At 61.9% G+C, this 15,362-nt stretch carries 14 protein-coding genes and 1 tRNA gene; 6 read left to right on the top strand and 9 right to left on the bottom strand.

Annotated elements, in window-relative coordinates; translation table 11 throughout:
* Window positions 1–217 precede the first annotated feature (217 nt).
* The 9 genes from AAHB08_RS10365 to AAHB08_RS10325 form a co-directional block, all read right to left on the bottom strand.
* Window positions 218–294: transfer RNA gene (locus tag AAHB08_RS10365), tRNA-Pro, on the bottom strand.
* 140 nt (window positions 295–434) lie between these two features.
* Window positions 435–1,160, bottom strand: a complete 726-nt coding sequence (locus AAHB08_RS10360) for an MOSC domain-containing protein (protein WP_265435062.1) — start codon at window positions 1,158–1,160, stop codon at window positions 435–437.
* Between the two features lie 89 nt (window positions 1,161–1,249).
* The gene (locus AAHB08_RS10355) at window positions 1,250–2,092 is read right to left on the bottom strand and encodes an ABC transporter permease subunit (protein ID WP_025328719.1); all 843 of its coding nucleotides are present in this window, start codon (window positions 2,090–2,092) and stop codon (window positions 1,250–1,252) included.
* Window positions 2,089–2,994 (bottom strand): ABC transporter permease subunit, encoded by a 906-nt coding sequence (locus tag AAHB08_RS10350; protein WP_139438030.1) that lies wholly within the window; start codon window positions 2,992–2,994, stop codon window positions 2,089–2,091. Before AAHB08_RS10350 ends, AAHB08_RS10355 begins: the two co-directional genes overlap by 4 nt.
* A complete protein-coding gene (gene potA / locus AAHB08_RS10345; RefSeq protein ID WP_005328474.1) occupies window positions 2,991–4,145 on the bottom strand; it encodes a polyamine ABC transporter ATP-binding protein in 1,155 nt (384 codons plus the stop codon). The genes AAHB08_RS10350 and potA overlap by 4 nt, the downstream gene beginning before the upstream one ends.
* Window positions 4,146–4,221: 76 nt before the next feature.
* Window positions 4,222–5,301 (bottom strand): polyamine ABC transporter substrate-binding protein, encoded by a 1,080-nt coding sequence (locus AAHB08_RS10340; protein ID WP_282101263.1) that lies wholly within the window; start codon window positions 5,299–5,301, stop codon window positions 4,222–4,224.
* A 121-nt stretch (window positions 5,302–5,422) separates the two neighbouring features.
* The gene (locus AAHB08_RS10335) at window positions 5,423–6,520 is read right to left on the bottom strand and encodes an extracellular solute-binding protein (protein ID WP_139438034.1); all 1,098 of its coding nucleotides are present in this window, start codon (window positions 6,518–6,520) and stop codon (window positions 5,423–5,425) included.
* 54 nt (window positions 6,521–6,574) lie between these two features.
* Window positions 6,575–7,936: an aspartate aminotransferase family protein gene (locus AAHB08_RS10330; RefSeq protein WP_163157590.1), complete on the bottom strand. Its 1,362-nt coding sequence runs from the start codon at window positions 7,934–7,936 to the stop codon at window positions 6,575–6,577.
* Between the two features lie 279 nt (window positions 7,937–8,215).
* Complete coding sequence (locus tag AAHB08_RS10325) at window positions 8,216–9,547, bottom strand: glutamine synthetase family protein (protein ID WP_106885487.1); 1,332 nt, start codon at window positions 9,545–9,547, stop codon at window positions 8,216–8,218.
* A gap of 462 nt (window positions 9,548–10,009) precedes the next feature.
* On the opposite strand from AAHB08_RS10325, the gene AAHB08_RS10320 reads away from it, so the two are divergent.
* The 6 genes from AAHB08_RS10320 to yegD all read left to right on the top strand — a co-directional run bounded on the left by AAHB08_RS10320 (window position 10,010) and on the right by yegD (window position 15,238).
* Entirely contained in the window at window positions 10,010–10,396 is a 387-nt protein-coding gene (locus tag AAHB08_RS10320; RefSeq protein WP_005328486.1) for a TraR/DksA family transcriptional regulator, read from the top strand.
* Window positions 10,397–10,583: 187 nt separating this feature from the next.
* A complete protein-coding gene (locus AAHB08_RS10315; RefSeq protein ID WP_342058869.1) occupies window positions 10,584–11,447 on the top strand; it encodes a hypothetical protein in 864 nt (287 codons plus the stop codon).
* Window positions 11,448–11,580: 133 nt separating this feature from the next.
* Entirely contained in the window at window positions 11,581–12,051 is a 471-nt protein-coding gene (locus AAHB08_RS10310) for an Mpo1 family 2-hydroxy fatty acid dioxygenase (RefSeq protein WP_342058868.1), read from the top strand.
* Complete coding sequence (locus AAHB08_RS10305) at window positions 12,048–12,527, top strand: CreA family protein (protein WP_342058867.1); 480 nt, start codon at window positions 12,048–12,050, stop codon at window positions 12,525–12,527. Before AAHB08_RS10310 ends, AAHB08_RS10305 begins: the two co-directional genes overlap by 4 nt.
* Window positions 12,528–12,604: 77 nt before the next feature.
* A complete protein-coding gene (locus AAHB08_RS10300) occupies window positions 12,605–13,594 on the top strand; it encodes a 2-hydroxyacid dehydrogenase (protein WP_202047661.1) in 990 nt (329 codons plus the stop codon).
* Between the two features lie 282 nt (window positions 13,595–13,876).
* Window positions 13,877–15,238, top strand: a complete 1,362-nt coding sequence (gene yegD, locus AAHB08_RS10295; RefSeq protein ID WP_342058866.1) for a molecular chaperone — start codon at window positions 13,877–13,879, stop codon at window positions 15,236–15,238.
* The last annotated feature ends 124 nt before the right edge of the window (window positions 15,239–15,362 follow it).

Below are 15,362 nucleotides of genomic sequence, written 5' to 3'. Positions count from 1 at the left end.
TGAGCGTCTGGTGCTGGCGAAAGCGGTGAAAGCAGCGTGACTGGCTCAAGGGGGTTGAACGGGATGCGCATGGCCATCCCGAGGAATATGCCCTTGCATGAGGGGTAATGCGCCGAGCGAACAAGGACAATGACGAGGATATTCAGAGGAGAGCTCCTACAGCATGGAGGCAGTCCAAAATGCGAAAAGGCCGCTCGATGAGCGGCCTTTTCTAATGTGGTCGGTGTGAGAGGATTCGAACCTCCGACCCCTTCGTCCCGAACGAAGTGCGCTACCAAGCTGCGCTACACACCGATGTCTGCGGGGCGAGAATTTACCGAAAGCCCCGACATGACACAAGCCTTTTTTTGCATCTGCCGTAAAAAAAGGGCTTTACGCTCAATAATCCAGCGTTTCATGGCGATACGGAGCGCCGGGCTCGTCCAGGTGCTCAGTTACGCCTTTGGCGGCAGCTGAAACTCGGCAGGTCCCAGCAGACGCCGACTCCAATCGGCAACGACCCCGTGCTCCAGCCAGTGGGCCGCATGCTGGCGCCAGTTGGGAGAGAGCGCCGGATTGTCCAGCAGCAGTTGCAGATCCCCTTCGTGGCGGGCCTGGTTGAACAGGATGTCGGCGGTGCGCTTCACCGTCAGCTCGGGATAGGGCCTGTCCATCAGCAGCAGTTCATCCACCGGGGCCACGCGCCCCTCCTCCAGCACCCGCAGCAACCAGCCGCAGCGGCCGCTGAGCTGCATCACCTGGGAGAGGTGCGGGTAGCCAAAGCGTTGATTGAGCTTGAAGCAGGGGGATCTCGGCTGGCTGATCTGGATCAGGGCGGCGCCGAGGCGATAGACATCGCCGATGCAGGCCTGCGCCTCTGTCAATCCGAGGCCGGAGAGGTTTTCGCCAAAGGCCGCCGGCTGCCAGGAGGCTCGGGGGGCAGGCAGACCCAGCGCGGTTTGCCAGCTCTTCCACCAGGGGTAGTGATCCGCAGGGTAGTAGTGCAGGGCGCGATCCGGGCCGCCGTGATGGCGCTTGTCGCTCTGCTCATCGCCCTCCAGGCCCGAGAAGCCGCACCACAGGGGATGCCCTGCCTCATGCTTGTCGATGGCACTGACGAGTCCGGGGGCGAGTTCGGCATTCATCTCGGCGCTCTGGCCGATAAAGAGGGAGATCCGCATTCCATTCTCCTGACGGATGAGAGAATGCGGATCTTAGGGGCTGTTGAGCCGTCGGCGCAAGCCGTGTTACTGCGTCAACAGCCCCGGGGTCAGGCGACGGCCTGCATCTGGGTGGTCATGGCAATCTCGGCGCGGCGGCGTTTCTCCGCCCTCGCCATCAGGTACCAGCTGCCGAAGGTGAACAGCGACACCGACAGCAGGATCAGGCTCGCCACCGCGTTGATCTCGGGTTTCACCCCGAGGCGCACCGCCGAGAACACCTCCATCGGCAAAGTAGTGGAACCCGGACCCGAGACGAAGCTCGCCAGCACCAGATCATCCAGCGACAGGGCGAACGACATCATGCCGCCCGCCGCCAGCGACGGGGCTATCATCGGGATGGTGATGAGGAAGAACACCTTCCACGGCTTGGCGCCCAGATCCATGGCCGCCTCCTCGATGGAGAGATCCAGCTCCCGCAACCGCGCCGACACCACGATCGCCACATAGGCGGTACAGAAGGTGGTGTGCGCAATCCAGATGGTCAACATGCCCCGCTCGGCGGGCCAGCCCACCAGCTGGGCCATGGCCACGAACAGCAGCAGCAGCGACAGACCCGTGATCACCTCTGGCATCACCAGGGGCGCCGTCACCATGCCGCCGAACAGGGTGCGGCCACGGAAGTGCGGGATCCGGGTCAGCACGAAGGCCGCCACTGTCCCCAGCGCCACCGCGGCGATGGCGGTGTAGAAGGCGATCTCCAGGGAGCGGAACACGGAGCCAATCAACTGTTTGTTGTCGAGCAGACCGAAGTACCACTTGAGGGACCAGCCCCCCCACACAGTCACCAGCTTGGAGGCGTTGAAGGAGTAGATGACCATGATGATCATGGGCAGGTAGATGAACAGCAGCCCCAGCCAGAGCATCAGCTTGGCAAAACCAAAGCGCCTCATACTTTCCCCTCCAGCTCTTTGGCCTGGTTGCGGTTGAACAGGATGATCGGAATGATCAGCACCGCCAGCATCACCACCGCCAGGGCGGACGCCACCGGCCAGTCACGGTTGTTGAAGAACTCCTGCCACAGCACCTTGCCGATCATCAGGGTCTCGGGGCCGCCCAGCATCTCGGGGATGACGAACTCGCCCACCACGGGAATGAAGACCAGCATGCAACCGGCGATGATGCCGTTCTTGGAGAGCGGCACAGTGATCTGCCAGAACCGGGTCAGGTTGCGGGCGCCGAGATCGGAGGCCGCCTCCAGCAGGCTCTGATCGTGCTTGACCAGGTTGGCGTAGAGCGGCAGCACCATGAACGGCAGGTAGGAGTAAACGATGCCGATGTAGACAGCCAGGTTGGTGTTGAGGATCTGCAAGGGCTCGTCTATCACCCCTATCCCCAGCAAGACGCTGTTGAGCAGGCCGTTGTTGCTGAGGATGCCCATCCAGGCGTAGACCCGGATCAGGATGGCGGTCCAGGTCGGCATCATGATGAGCAGCAGCAGAACGGTCTGGGTCTCCTTGTTGGCCCGCGCGATGGAGTAGGCCATGGGATAGCCGATCAGCAGGCAGAGCAGGGTACTGATGAAGGCCATCTTGAGGGAGCCCAGATAGGCCGCGATATAGAGCTCATCCTCCTGCAGCAGCAGGTAGTTGCCCATGTTGAGCAGTATGGTGAGCTGATTGTCGGCCCAGCTCATCACGTCGGTGTAGGGCGGGATCGCCACATCCGCTTCGGCGAAGCTGATCTTCACCACTATGACGAAGGGCAGCAGGAAGAACAGGAACAGCCAGAAGAAGGGGATGCCGATCACCAGCTGGCGTCCCCCCATCTGCTTGAGTCGTCTCAATGCCTTCATGATTGCAGCACCACGCCGCTGTCATCTTCCCAGTAGAGGAACACCTGGTCATCCCAGGTTGGCCGCTTGCCGTGGCGTTCGGCATTGGCGATGAAAGCCTGAACGATTTTGCCCGAGGGCAGCTGGATGTGATAAACCGAGTGACCGCCCAGATAGGCGATGTCATAGACCTCACCCTTGGTCCAGTTGAAGTCCGGATGCTCGATCTCCTCCGGCTTGTGCAGGCTCATCAGCAATTTTTCCGGCCGCAGGGCGTAGGTCACCTTCTTGTTCTCGGCGCGGGAGCTGATGCCGTGGCCCACGTAGATGGGCTGCTCCAGATCTGCGCAGGCGATGGTGGCGTGGTCCTGCTCATCTTCCACCAGCAGGCCGTCGAACAGGTTGACGTTGCCGATGAACTCGCACACCAGCCGGCTGGCCGGGGTTTCGTAGATGTCCATCGGGCTGCCGATCTGCTCGATGCAGCCGAGGTGCATGATGGCGATCCGCTCCGCCATGGTCATGGCCTCTTCCTGATCGTGGGTCACCATGACGCAGGTTACGCCGACTCGCTCGATGATCTCCACCAGCTCCAGCTGCATCTTGGAGCGTAGCTTCTTGTCCAGCGCCCCCATGGGCTCATCGAGCAGCAGCAGCTTGGGGCGCTTGGCCAGCGACCGGGCCAGGGCGACCCGCTGGCGCTGACCGCCGGAGAGCTGGTGCGGCTTGCGACGGGCATACTGGGTCATCTGCACCAGCTTGAGCATCTCCTCCACCCGGGCGTCGACCTCTGCCTTGGGCAGGCCATCCTGCTTGAGGCCGAAGGCGATGTTCTGCGCCACCGTCATGTGGGGAAACAGGGCGTAGGACTGGAACATCATGTTGATGGGACGTTCATAGGGCGGCATGTCGGTAATGTCGACCCCATCCAGGAACAGCCGCCCCTCGGTGGGGCGCTCGAACCCGGCCAGCATCCGCAGCAAGGTGGACTTGCCGGAACCTGAACCACCCAGCAGGGCGAAGATCTCGCCCTTGTGGATGTTGAGAGACACGTTATCGACCGCCAGCGTTTCGTCGAACTGCTTGCTTACCCTGTCTATTTTGACCAGCACTTCTTTACGCTGCTGGCTGCCCTCGAGGGCTTTCTTGTAGGCACTGGAGGCTATCGCCATTACCAAACTCCCAAAGGTGATACCGGCCGGGGCCGATCCATCAATACAATCTGGCGCCCCGGGATGGGCGCCAAGGTTAGGTTCCGGACTTGATCTTGGTCCAACTCCGGGTGATCAGGCGCTGCACCGAGCGGGGATGTGCTTCCTGCACATACAGACGCTCCAGCACCGCCTGGGGGGGATAGACTGACTCGTCATCGCGCACGGCCTTGTCCATGAACTCTCCCGCCTTGAGGTTCGGGTTCGCGTAGCCCACGTAGTCGCTCACCTTGGCGATGACTTCAGGTTCGAGAATGTAGTTGATCAGGGCGTGAGCCTCTTTGACGTTGGTGGCATCGGAGGGGATCGCCATCATGTCGAACCACAGATTGCCCCCCTCCTTGGGGATGCTGTAGGCAATCTTGATCCCCTTGCCCGCCTCGTCGGCCCGGGCCGCCGCCTGCAGTATGTCACCGGAGAACCCCGCCGCCACACAGATGTCGCCATTGGCGAGATCCCCTATGTACTTGGAGGAGTGGAAGTAGGTCACATAGGGACGCACCTTGAGCAGTTGCTCTTCGGCACGCTTGAGATCCGCAGGATCGTGGCTGTTGGGATTGAGGCCGAGGTAGTTCAGGGCAGCCGGGATCATCTCGTCCGCCGAGTCGAGGAAGGCCACCCCGCAATGGGAGAGCTTCTTCATGTTTTCCGGCTCGAAGATGGTCGCCCAGGAGTCAATCTTGTCGACCCCCAGCACGGCCTTCACCTTCTCGACGTTGTAACCGATGCCGTTGGTGCCCCACAGATAGGGCACGGCGTACTGATGGCCCGGATCCACCTTGTCGAGCTGCTTGAGCAGCAGGGGATCCAGGTTGCTCAGGTTGGGCAGCAGGGCGGGATCCAGCTTCTGGAAGGCCCCCGCCTTGATCTGCTTGGCCAGGAAATTGTTGGAAGGCACGACCAGATCGTAACCGGTGCGTCCGGTCAGCAGCTTGCCCTCCAGCGTCTCGTTGGAGTCAAACACGTCGTAGACGGTCTTGATCCCGGTCTTCTGCTGAAAGTCACTGAGGGTGGTCTCGCCGATATAATCGGACCAGTTGTAAAAATGAACCACAGGGGCTGCCTGGGTCAGATTTGCAAACCCCAGGGTCAGGGCCAGCGTTGCCATCTTGGTCATGTGCACGTATCAGTCCTCGTTTGTGTGATTTTGCCAGTCGCGCATCCATACGCGCCGTCCAACCTGTCGGGTGGTCACCACCCTCCCGGCCGAACTGCGGACCGGGAGGGGTACTCGTCACTTACTTACCTGATTTGATCTTGGTCCAGCTGCGGGTCATCAGACGCTGCACCTTGGCCGGCAGATCCGGGAAGGTGTAGATCTTCTTGAGGGTGTCCGCCGTCGGGTAGATGCCCGGATCGTTGCGGATCGCCTCGTCCACCAGCGGAGTCGCCGCCTTGTTGCCGTTCGGGAACTGCACCACGTTGGTGATGTTCGCGATCACTTCCGGCTTCATCAGGTAGTTGATGAAGGTGTGGGCTGCCTCGACGTTCTTGGCGTCCGCCGGGATGGCGATCATGTCGAAGAAGCTGCCGGCCCCCTCTTTCGGAATGGTGTAAGTCAGGCTGACACCGTTCTTGGCTTCGGCGGCACGTGCCTTGGACTGCTGCAGGTCACCTGAGTAACCCACTGCCACGCACAGGTTGCCGTTGGCCAGATCCGAAATGTACTTGGAGGAGTGGAAGTAGGCGGTATAGGGGCGGATGGAGAGGAACAGCTCCTCTGCCTTCTTCAACTCGTCCGGCTTCTGGCTATCCGGCTTGAAGCCCAGGTATTGCAGGGCGGCCGGCAGCATTTCGGTCGGCGAGTCGAGGAAGGAGACACCGCACTCCTTCAACTTGGCCATGTTCTCCGGCTTGAACACCAGATCCCAGGAGTTGACCGGCGCATCGGCACCCAGCACGGCCTTCACCTTCTCGGCGTTGTAGGCGTAGCCAATGGTGCCCCACAGGTAAGGGATGGAGTACTGGTTGCCCGGATCGCTCGGTTCGAGCGCCTTGAGCAGATCGACATCCATGTTCTGCCAGTTGGAGAGTTTGGACTTGTCCAGCTTCTGGAAGACGCCTGCCTTGATCTGCTTGGCCAGGAAGGGGTTGGACGGGACGACGATGTCATAACCCGAACTGCCCGCCAGCAACTTGGCTTCCAGCACCTCGTTGCTGTCGAACACGTCGTACACCACCTTGATGCCCGTCTCCTTCTGGAAGTTTTCCAGCGTATCCGGCGCTATGTAGTCGCTCCAGTTGTAGACGTGCAGCACCTTCTCGTCGGCCATCGCCCCGGTACTCATCATGACCAGCGCCACGGAAGCAGCCATCATTCCCTTTTTAAAAGACATAGTCCTTGTCTCCTAAGCAAATTGTATGCGTAAGCCAATCTGCCCGGTTTCAGCCTATTCCTGCAGCTTTGCAGCCGTCAGATCCAGACTGAGCCTGGCCAGTTTGACCAATTCATCCACCTGTTCCTCGGTGATCACCAAGGGGGGCGATATGATCATGGTATCGCCGACAGCCCTCATCACCAAGCCATTGTTAAAACAGAACTCCCGACAGGTCATCCCGGCGTGCAGTTCGGCCGGGAAACGACGTTTCGTCTGTTTGTCCTGGACTATTTCCAACGCGGCGACCAGGCCTTTACCCCGGGTTTCTCCCACCAGCGGGTGATCGGCGAGCTCGCTCCAGCGGCGCTGCAAATAGGGTCCGATACTATCATGAACGCGCTTAACTATGCTCTCACTTTGCATAAGCTGGATGTTGGCGATGGCCACGGCGCAGGCCACCGGATGACCGGAATAGGTGAAGCCGTGGTTGAACTCGCCCCCCTCCTCCACCAGCACCCTGGCGACCCTGTCCCCCACCATCACGGCCCCCATCGGCAAGTAGCCCGAGGTGATGCCCTTGGCCAGACACATGAGGTCAGGCTTGATGCCGAACCCTTCGCTGGCAAACCAGTGACCGGTGCGGCCGAAACCGCAGATCACCTCGTCGGCGATGAGCAGGATGCCGTACTTGTCACAGATGCGCTGGATCTCGGGCCAGTAGCTGTCGGGCGGAATGATGACGCCGCCAGCCCCCTGGATAGGCTCGCCGATGAAGGCCGCCACCTTGTCCACCCCCAGTTCCAGGATCTTCTCTTCCAGCTGGCGGGCACGGGCCAGGCCGAACTCGTGGGCGCTCATGCCCTCCCCCTCGCCGAAGTGATAGGGCTGATCGATGTGAACTATGCCGGGAATGGGCAGGCCACCCTGGGCGTGCATGCCCTTCATGCCCCCCAGACTGGCGCCCGCCACCGTGGAGCCGTGGTAGGCGTTGTGACGGCTGATGATCACCTGCTTGTCAGGCTGCCCCTTGCTGGCCCAGTAGTGACGCACCATGCGCAGCACTGTGTCGTTGCACTCCGAGCCCGAGCCGGTGAAGAAGACGTGATTGAGATGGGGGGGCGTGATCTCGGCCAGCAGGGTCGCCAGTTCGGCGGCGGGGGGATGGCTGGTCTGGAAGAAGAGGTTGTAATAGGGCAGTTGCTGCATCTGTCTGGTGGCGGCATCCACCAGCTCCTGGCGGCCATAACCCAGGTTGACGCACCACAGGCCCGCCATCCCGTCCAGGATGCGGCGCCCGTCGGAGTCTTCCAGATAGACCCCCTCGGCCTTGGTGATGATGCGGCTGCCCTTCTTGTTCAGGGCCTGAAAGTCGGTAAAGGGATGCAGGTGGTGGCTGGCATCCAGTTGCTGCCACTCGCGGGTGGTCTGCTTCATTGCTTGCTCCTCGGTTCCTTCGATGTAAGCGATGTTTATTCGTCAATGTCGAGGGCGGCTGGCACTCTCCCGGTCACTGCTACTCACGGGCGGAATGCTGCGTTGCCTGCTCCTCGGTTCCTTCGATGTAAGCGATTTAAGCGATCGTCGTGCCGTCATCCATGGGCTGGCCCACGGGCACGGTGCGGCCGCGAGCGGGCGCCATCGGCCGCCCCTCACGAGCCAGTGCCATCTTGCTTTGAGAGTGACGGGAGAGGCCTGCGCCCCTCCCGGGACGGGTCAGACGTTCAGCAGCAGGAATTCCCGTTCCCAGCGGCTGATCACCCCGAAGTAGGTCTCGTACTCCTTGCGCTTGACCGCGACGAAGGCGCGGATGAAGCGCTCCCCCAGCATGTCCTTGATGGGCTCGCACTGCTCCAGATGGCTGAGCGACTCCTCCAGGGAACGGGGCAGGCTGTAGGGCAGGTCATAGGCACTCGCCTTCATCTCCTGCATGGGCTCCAGCTTCTCCAGCATGCCGAGGTAGCCACAGGCCAGGGTGGCGGCCAGCGCCAGATAGGGGTTGGCGTCGGCACCGGCGAAGCGGTTCTCGACCCGGCGCGCGCTCGGCTCGGAGAAGGGCACCCGCAGGCCGCAGGTGCGATTTTCCACGCCCCACTGCACGTTGCGCGGCGCGCTCTCGCCGAAGGTGAGGCGGCGGTAGGAGTTGACGTTCGGCGCCAGCAGGGCGGTCACCGCCGGGGTGTACTTCTGCAGACCGGCGATGAAGTGCATGAACTGCTCGGAGTTGCCCCCTTCGCTGGTGCCAAACAGGTTGCGCCCCTCGGCGTCTTCCAGGCTCTGGTGGATGTGCATGGCGGAGCCCGGCTCATCGCTCATGGGCTTGGCCATGAAGGTGGCATAGATGCCGTGACGATGGGCCGCTTCCCGCATGGTGCGCTTGAACAGGAACACCTGGTCGGCGAGATCGATGGCGTCACCGTGCAGGAAGTTGATCTCCATCTGGGCGGCGCCGGACTCGTGGATCAGGGTGTCCACCTCCAGCTCCTGCGCCTCGCAGTAGTCGTACATGTCCTCGAAGATGGGATCGAATTCGTTGACCGCATCTATGCTGAACGACTGGCGCGCCGTCTCGGGGCGGCCGTTGCGGCCCACCGGTGGCACCAGCGGATAGTCGGGGTCTTCGTTGCGCTTGACCAGATAGAATTCGAGCTCGGGGGCCACCACCGGCTTCCAGCCCTGCTTCTCGTAAAATGACAGGACCCGGCGCAGCACGGAGCGCGGCGCTATGTCGATCAGCTTGCCATTGATGTCGAAACAGTCGTGAATCACCTGAGCCGTGGGCTCCAGTGCCCAGGGCACGAAACGAATGGTGTTGGGATCGGGATAGAGCTGCATGTCCCGCTCCAGCGGGTCGATCATGCTGTCGTCATCCGGGTACTCGCCGGTCACCGTCTGGGTGAAGATGACCTCGGGCAGCCGCATGCCCCCTTCGCGCAGAAACTTGTTGGCTGGAATGATCTTGCCTCGGGCATTGCCGGTGAAATCCGGGAACAGGCACTCCACTTCCGTGATGCGATTGCTCTCCATCCAGCCCTTGATACTGTCCATGTTAAACCCCGACTCTACGGTTGTCATTGGCAAGGGTGTCTAATATAAGGAACACCCTTGTTAAGAAAATGTAATCGACATCACCATAAAAGCCCGTGATAAAGGCCTTTGTCAAGCAGTGGTGTTTAAAAAACTATAAACAACGGCCGATATAATGACCACTGCGGCACCAAATACTAAACACTCTGTGCCACGATCAGCCCACTGCAAGCCCGATGCCAAGGCTGGACAGAACCTGCTCGATACTCAGTCAGCCCCTGTCGGAGCGGGCTAATTTCTTTGCAAGGGCGCACAATCCTTATCCAATTCTCTTTGCATACCTGCATTTTTTTGGTACAAGGCCCGCCCTGATTTGCACTCTCCTGCATGGATTTGGTGCAAATCGGACTACAGGGGCTTGGTCTGCGGGCCGACAGCCCCCATAAATGGGAAAAATTGGGAAACTGACTGGTAGCAAACCCTATGTGTGATTTCATGACTGAAGACCAACTGGCCTTTTACAAGGGTCAGATCGAGCGACAAATCCTCGAGCTCGAAGAGCGTCTCAACTCCCAAGCCAGCCAGGCCATCGCCACCGATACCAACGAGATGGCCGATGAAATTGATCGTGCCAGCATCGAGGAGGCCCGCCGTCTGGAGCTGAACCGCATCGAGCACGACAAGCTGCATCTGCGCAAGCTGAAAGGGGCGTTGAAACGCATCAATGAAGGAGACTTTGGCTACTGCGAATCCTGCGGTGACGAGATCTCCCTCAAGCGGCTGCAGGCTCGTCCTGAGTCCCGCTTCTGCGTCGAGTGCCAGAGCACCAAGGAATTCAACGACACCCACGTGTTCCGCCGCGTCGCCTGATGCGCCAGTGAACCGTCACCCCCTTGTCGCACCGGGCCGCAGGCAAGGCAGTGCGCAGGCACCGGCGTCCGTATAGACAGACGAGCATGCCGGGCTGCACATGAACCTTGTTTGCGGCTTCACAGCAAGAGCGTGACAACTTCTGTTAGACTCCGGGCAAGTCCCGGACTCTACAGGAGATCAGAGCGTGAAATGGCTCATCAAGCTGTGTTTGTGCCTGCCGCTGCTGGCACAGGCGCAGACTCTCACCGTCAAGGTCCCCAGCCGACCGATCAATGACCTCGACAGCGAATACCAGCTCAAGCTGCTGGAGCTGGCACTCGACCGTGCCGGGCAGCCCTACAAGCTGGAACGGGTCGACCTCAATCTCAATCAGTTCACCCTGCAGCAGGAGCTGCGCAAGGGCAAAACCATCAATGTGTTCTGGATGGGTACCTCCAGCGCCCTCGAATCCGCCCTGATCCCCGTCCCCATTCCGCTGTTCCGCGGTCTGGAAGGGCTGCGGCTGTCGTTCATTCACGGCGATGCCCAGGAGAAGTTCAACCAGGTCAACACCCTGGCGGATCTCAAGCAGCTGAAGGCGGCCCAGGGGGTCGGCTGGGCCGACAACAAGATCCTGGAGCAGGCGGGCATAGCGACCTACGCGGGGCGCTACAGCAACCTGTTCCGTCTCATCAACGACGGCGACAAGCTCGACTTCTTTCCCCGTGGTCTGGTGGAGATCTTCGCGGAACGCCGTGAGCTGGCGGCCCAGTACCCCAATCTCGCCATAGAGCAGCACCTGCTGATCCGCTACCCCTTCGCCGAGTTCTTCTTCGTCAGCCCAGAGTCTCCCAAGCTGGCCAAGGCGATCCAGACAGGACTGGAGCGGGCCTATGTCGACGGCAGCTTCATGAAGTTCTTCCACGAGAATCCCAGGGTGCGCGAGGCCCTGGCCAGCGCGAACCTGGAGCAGCGAGTCACCATCTCCCTGCCCAACCCGGACATGACCCCCTTGCTCAGGAGCATTCCAGCCCAATATTGGGATTATCCCCCCAGACAAGGGCAATAACGCCGGGATTCCGGGGCCCTATTTGTTGGGACTATCCCCCACAGGCAGGGGCAGGGGCAGGGGCAGTAGTCCCTGACCGCAGGCTCGCAGGGAATAAGCGGGCCGGTTTCAACCGCAGCACCATGGAGGTGCCATGAAACGACTCGACGACTGGTTCAGCGACTACGGCCAGAGCCACCAGCACCCGGTCAATGTGGCCATCCACAAGGTGGCGGTGCCCGGCATCTACCTCTGTACCCTGGCCCTGCTCTGGTGCCTGCCGGCAGGCCCGCTGCCGCCGTCCCTCAACTGGGCGGCGCTGGTTGCCATTCCGGTGCTGGCCTTCTACCTGCAGCTGTCGTTTGCCCTGTTCGTGGGAATGGCGATCCTGACCGCGCTGGGACTGGCCTTCTGCCACAGCTGGCAAGGACCCTTGCTGTGGCCCGCCCTGTGCGGCTTCGCACTGCTCTGGGTAGCCCAGTTCGCCGGCCACCGGATAGAGGGAAAGCGCCCCTCCTTCCTCGCCGACCTGCAATTTCTGCTGGTAGGCCCCGCCTGGGTGCTGGCCAGTCTCTATCGTCGCTTGGGCATCCCCTACCGAGGGAAGCCAAAGGAGAAACCATGACACACCCTTCCCCCCTCACCCGCGCCCTGCCTCTGCTGCTGGGCATGCTGTTTGCCGGTCCGGCGCTGGCCGACAAGGCCGACCCCGTCGGCGAGGTGAGCACCGCCTTCAAGCTGGTCGGCCCCAATCACAAGATCCTGGTGGAGGCGTTCGACGACCCGAAAATCGCCGGCGTCGCCTGCTATCTGGCACGCCCCAAGACAGGGGGCGTCAAGGGTGGCCTCGGGCTGGCGGAAGATCCCTCCCACGCCTCACTGTCGTGCCACCAGATAGGCCCCATCACCCTGCCCGCCAAGCTCAAAGCCGGGGAAGAGGTGTTCGACGTCAGCACCTCGCTAGTGTTCAAGGAGCAGAAGGTGGTGCGTTTTTACGACGAGAAGCGCAATGCCCTTGTCTATCTGACTTACAGCACCAAGTTGGTGGATGGTTCGTACAAGAGTGCAGTGAGCGCCGTTCCCATCATGCCTTGGGGCTGAATCCCCACCATTTATCCCGTGATGACGGTCACTATTTGTTGTAATTTAACCACATCATTATCTGCGGAGAGCGCCCCATGAGAGTCGCCGTTTTCAGTACCAAGAGCTACGACAAGGAACACTTCAATCAGGCCAACAGCCAGTACGGCTTCGAGCTGGAGTTCTTCGACGTGCGGCTGGAGGCCAAGACAGCCCGCCTCGCCCATCACTTCCCCGTGGTCTGCCTGTTCGTCAACGATGACGCCGACCGGGAGGTGCTGACCGAGCTGGCCGCCAATGGCACCAAGGTCATCGCCCTGCGCTGCGCCGGTTACAACAACGTGGATCTGGTGGCCGCCAAGGAGCTGGGTCTGAAAGTGGTGCGGGTGCCCGCCTACTCCCCTGAGGCCGTCGCCGAGCACGCGGTGGGCCTGATGATGACCCTCAACCGCCGCATCCATAAGGCCTACCAGCGTACCCGCGACGCCAACTTCTCCCTGGAGGGGCTGGTCGGCTTCAACATGCATGGCCGTACCGCCGGCATCATAGGCACCGGCAAGATCGGCATCGCCACCCTGCGCATCCTCAAGGGCTTCGGCATGCGCCTGCTGGTGAGCGACCCCTACCCGAACCAGGCGGCCATCGATCTGGGGGCCGAGTACGTGGACATCGACACCCTGCTGCGCCAGTCCGATGTCATCAGCCTGCACTGCCCCCTGTTCAAGGAGAACTACCACCTGCTGAACAAGGAGGCCTTCGCCAAGATGAAGGACGGGGTGATGATCATCAACACCAGCCGGGGCGGCCTGCTCGACTCCAACGCCGCCATCGAGGCCCTCAAGACCTCCCGCATCGGCGCCCTGGGGCTGGACGTCTACGAGGAGGAGGAAGATCTCTTCTTCGAGGACAAGTCCAACGAGGTGATCACCGATGACGTCTTCCGCCGCCTCTCAGCCTGCCACAACGTGCTGTTCACCGGTCACCAGGCCTTCCTGACCCGGGAGGCGCTGCACGCCATCGCCGACACCACCCTCGGCAACATCCAGGCCATCGAGAGCCAGGGCCGCAGCGACAACGAGGTGGAGTGACCCCCCCCCCCGCAGCGATGAAGGACAGAGGGCGCCACGCCCTCTGTCTCCTGTGCCGACAGGCGCCCCGCTCCTCCTGTTGCCCGCCGCGAGCGCAATAACCATGGCGCCGGGTTGTGAGACTCGGCGCCTTCGGGTAGGCTACCAGCCCTTTTTTGTACAGGAGTCTGGCAAGCATGATCATCGGATTTGCTCACTGTACCTCCGACTGTGCGTCGGGTTGTAAGACCCGGCACCTTCGGGTAGGCCAGTCCTCCTCTCTTACTCTGGAGTCTGGCACCCATGTTTATCGGATTTGATTACGGTACCTCCAACTGTGCCGTCGCCGTGATGGAACAGGGCAGCCCCAGGCTGCTGACCCTCTCCGGTTCCCACTACCTCCCCTCCACCCTGCACGCCCCGCACCGGGACGCCATCGCCGGCCTGCTGGCCGAATGGCTGGCCAGCACCCAGCAGGCGGAATACCTCAAGCTGCGTGGCCCCGTGGTCACCCGCGCCCAGATGGTTCGCCGCCAGATGCGCGAAGAGGGGCTCATCGACGAGCTGAGCTTCGGCGGTGCTGCGCTGGAACGCTATCTGGAAGAGCCGGACGACGGCTATTACATCAAGTCGCCGAAATCCTTCCTCGGGGCCTACGGCCTCAAGGCCCCCCAGATCGCCCTGTTTGAAGATATCGTCTGCGCCATGATGCTCCACGTTCGCCAGCAGGCGGAACAGCAACTGGGGGCCCCGATCCGCCAGGCGGTGATCGGCCGTCCGGTCAACTTCCAGGGTCTGGCAGGGGAAGAGAGCAACAGCCAAGCCATCGCCATCCTGACCGAGGCGGCACGTCTGGCCGGTTTCGAGCGGGTGGAGTTTCTCTACGAGCCGGTGGCCGCCGGCTTCGAGTTCGAGGCGCGACTCACCGAAGATGCCGTGGTGCTGGTGGTGGACATAGGCGGCGGCACCACGGACTGCTCCATGCTGCGCATGGGCCCGAGCCACCGCGACCGGCTGGATCGCAGCGGCGATCTGCTCGGCCACAGCGGCCAGCGCATCGGCGGCAACGACTTCGACATCCGCCTGACGGTGGAGGGCATGATGCCGCTGCTTGGCATGCACGAGACCCTCAAGACCGGCAAGCCGCTGCCCCACCCGCTGTTCTGGGACGCGGCCGCCATCAACGACGTCAGCGCCCAGAGCCGCTTCTACAGCCTGGATACCGCCCGCCAGCTGCAGGATCTGCAGCTCGACAGCCAGCCCGGCAGCAAGCTCTCACGGCTCGCCAGCCTGCGGGCCCACAAGCTGAGCCACCAGCTGGTGTGGCGCGCCGAGCAGGGCAAGATCGCCCTCTCCGACCACGAGCTCAATCACCAGACCCTGAACGAGCTGGAGAAGGGGCTGGAGGCGGAACTCACCCGCCCTCAGCTGGCCAGTGCCTCGGCCCCCCTGCTGGAGAAGATCGGCGAGCTGATGGACGAGGCGATCGCCGCCGCCGGCGTGGCGCCGGACCGGATCTTCGTCACCGGTGGCAGCGCCCGCTCCCCCCTCATCAAGGCCTTCATTCGCCAGAAGCTGCCCGCAGTGCCTCTGGAGGGTGGAGATGACTTCGGCTCCGTGGCCTCGGGGCTCGCCCGTTACGCCGAGCGGCTGTTCGCCGGCTGATCCCCGACACGCCAAAGGCTGCCCACAGCATCCCCTCTGGAGAGAGGGGATGACTTCGGTTCCGTGGCCTCGGGGCTCGCCCGTTACGCCGAGCGGTTGTTCGCCGGCTGATCCCCGACACGCC

Origin of the sequence: Aeromonas sp. OTU364 (assembly GCF_038440395.1) — a bacterium.
GTDB lineage: Bacteria > Pseudomonadota > Gammaproteobacteria > Enterobacterales > Aeromonadaceae > Aeromonas.
This window is presented reverse-complemented; position numbering and strand designations above follow the sequence as displayed.

Bases quoted from the DNA above. Each gene is read 5' to 3' on its own strand.
- AAHB08_RS10360 (WP_265435062.1), bottom strand. From the start codon at position 1,160: ATGCGGATCTCCCTCTTTATCGGCCAGAGCGCCGAGATGAATGCCGAA.
- AAHB08_RS10355 (WP_025328719.1), bottom strand. From the start codon at position 2,092: ATGAGGCGCTTTGGTTTTGCCAAGCTGATGCTCTGGCTGGGGCTGCTG.
- AAHB08_RS10350 (WP_139438030.1), bottom strand. From the start codon at position 2,994: ATGAAGGCATTGAGACGACTCAAGCAGATGGGGGGACGCCAGCTGGTG.
- potA (WP_005328474.1), bottom strand. From the start codon at position 4,145: ATGGCGATAGCCTCCAGTGCCTACAAGAAAGCCCTCGAGGGCAGCCAG.
- AAHB08_RS10340 (WP_282101263.1), bottom strand. From the start codon at position 5,301: ATGACCAAGATGGCAACGCTGGCCCTGACCCTGGGGTTTGCAAATCTG.
- AAHB08_RS10335 (WP_139438034.1), bottom strand. From the start codon at position 6,520: ATGTCTTTTAAAAAGGGAATGATGGCTGCTTCCGTGGCGCTGGTCATG.
- AAHB08_RS10330 (WP_163157590.1), bottom strand. From the start codon at position 7,936: ATGAAGCAGACCACCCGCGAGTGGCAGCAACTGGATGCCAGCCACCAC.
- AAHB08_RS10325 (WP_106885487.1), bottom strand. From the start codon at position 9,547: ATGGACAGTATCAAGGGCTGGATGGAGAGCAATCGCATCACGGAAGTG.
- AAHB08_RS10320 (WP_005328486.1), top strand. From the start codon at position 10,010: ATGTGTGATTTCATGACTGAAGACCAACTGGCCTTTTACAAGGGTCAG.
- AAHB08_RS10310 (WP_342058868.1), top strand. From the start codon at position 11,581: ATGAAACGACTCGACGACTGGTTCAGCGACTACGGCCAGAGCCACCAG.
- AAHB08_RS10305 (WP_342058867.1), top strand. From the start codon at position 12,048: ATGACACACCCTTCCCCCCTCACCCGCGCCCTGCCTCTGCTGCTGGGC.
- AAHB08_RS10300 (WP_202047661.1), top strand. From the start codon at position 12,605: ATGAGAGTCGCCGTTTTCAGTACCAAGAGCTACGACAAGGAACACTTC.
- yegD (WP_342058866.1), top strand. From the start codon at position 13,877: ATGTTTATCGGATTTGATTACGGTACCTCCAACTGTGCCGTCGCCGTG.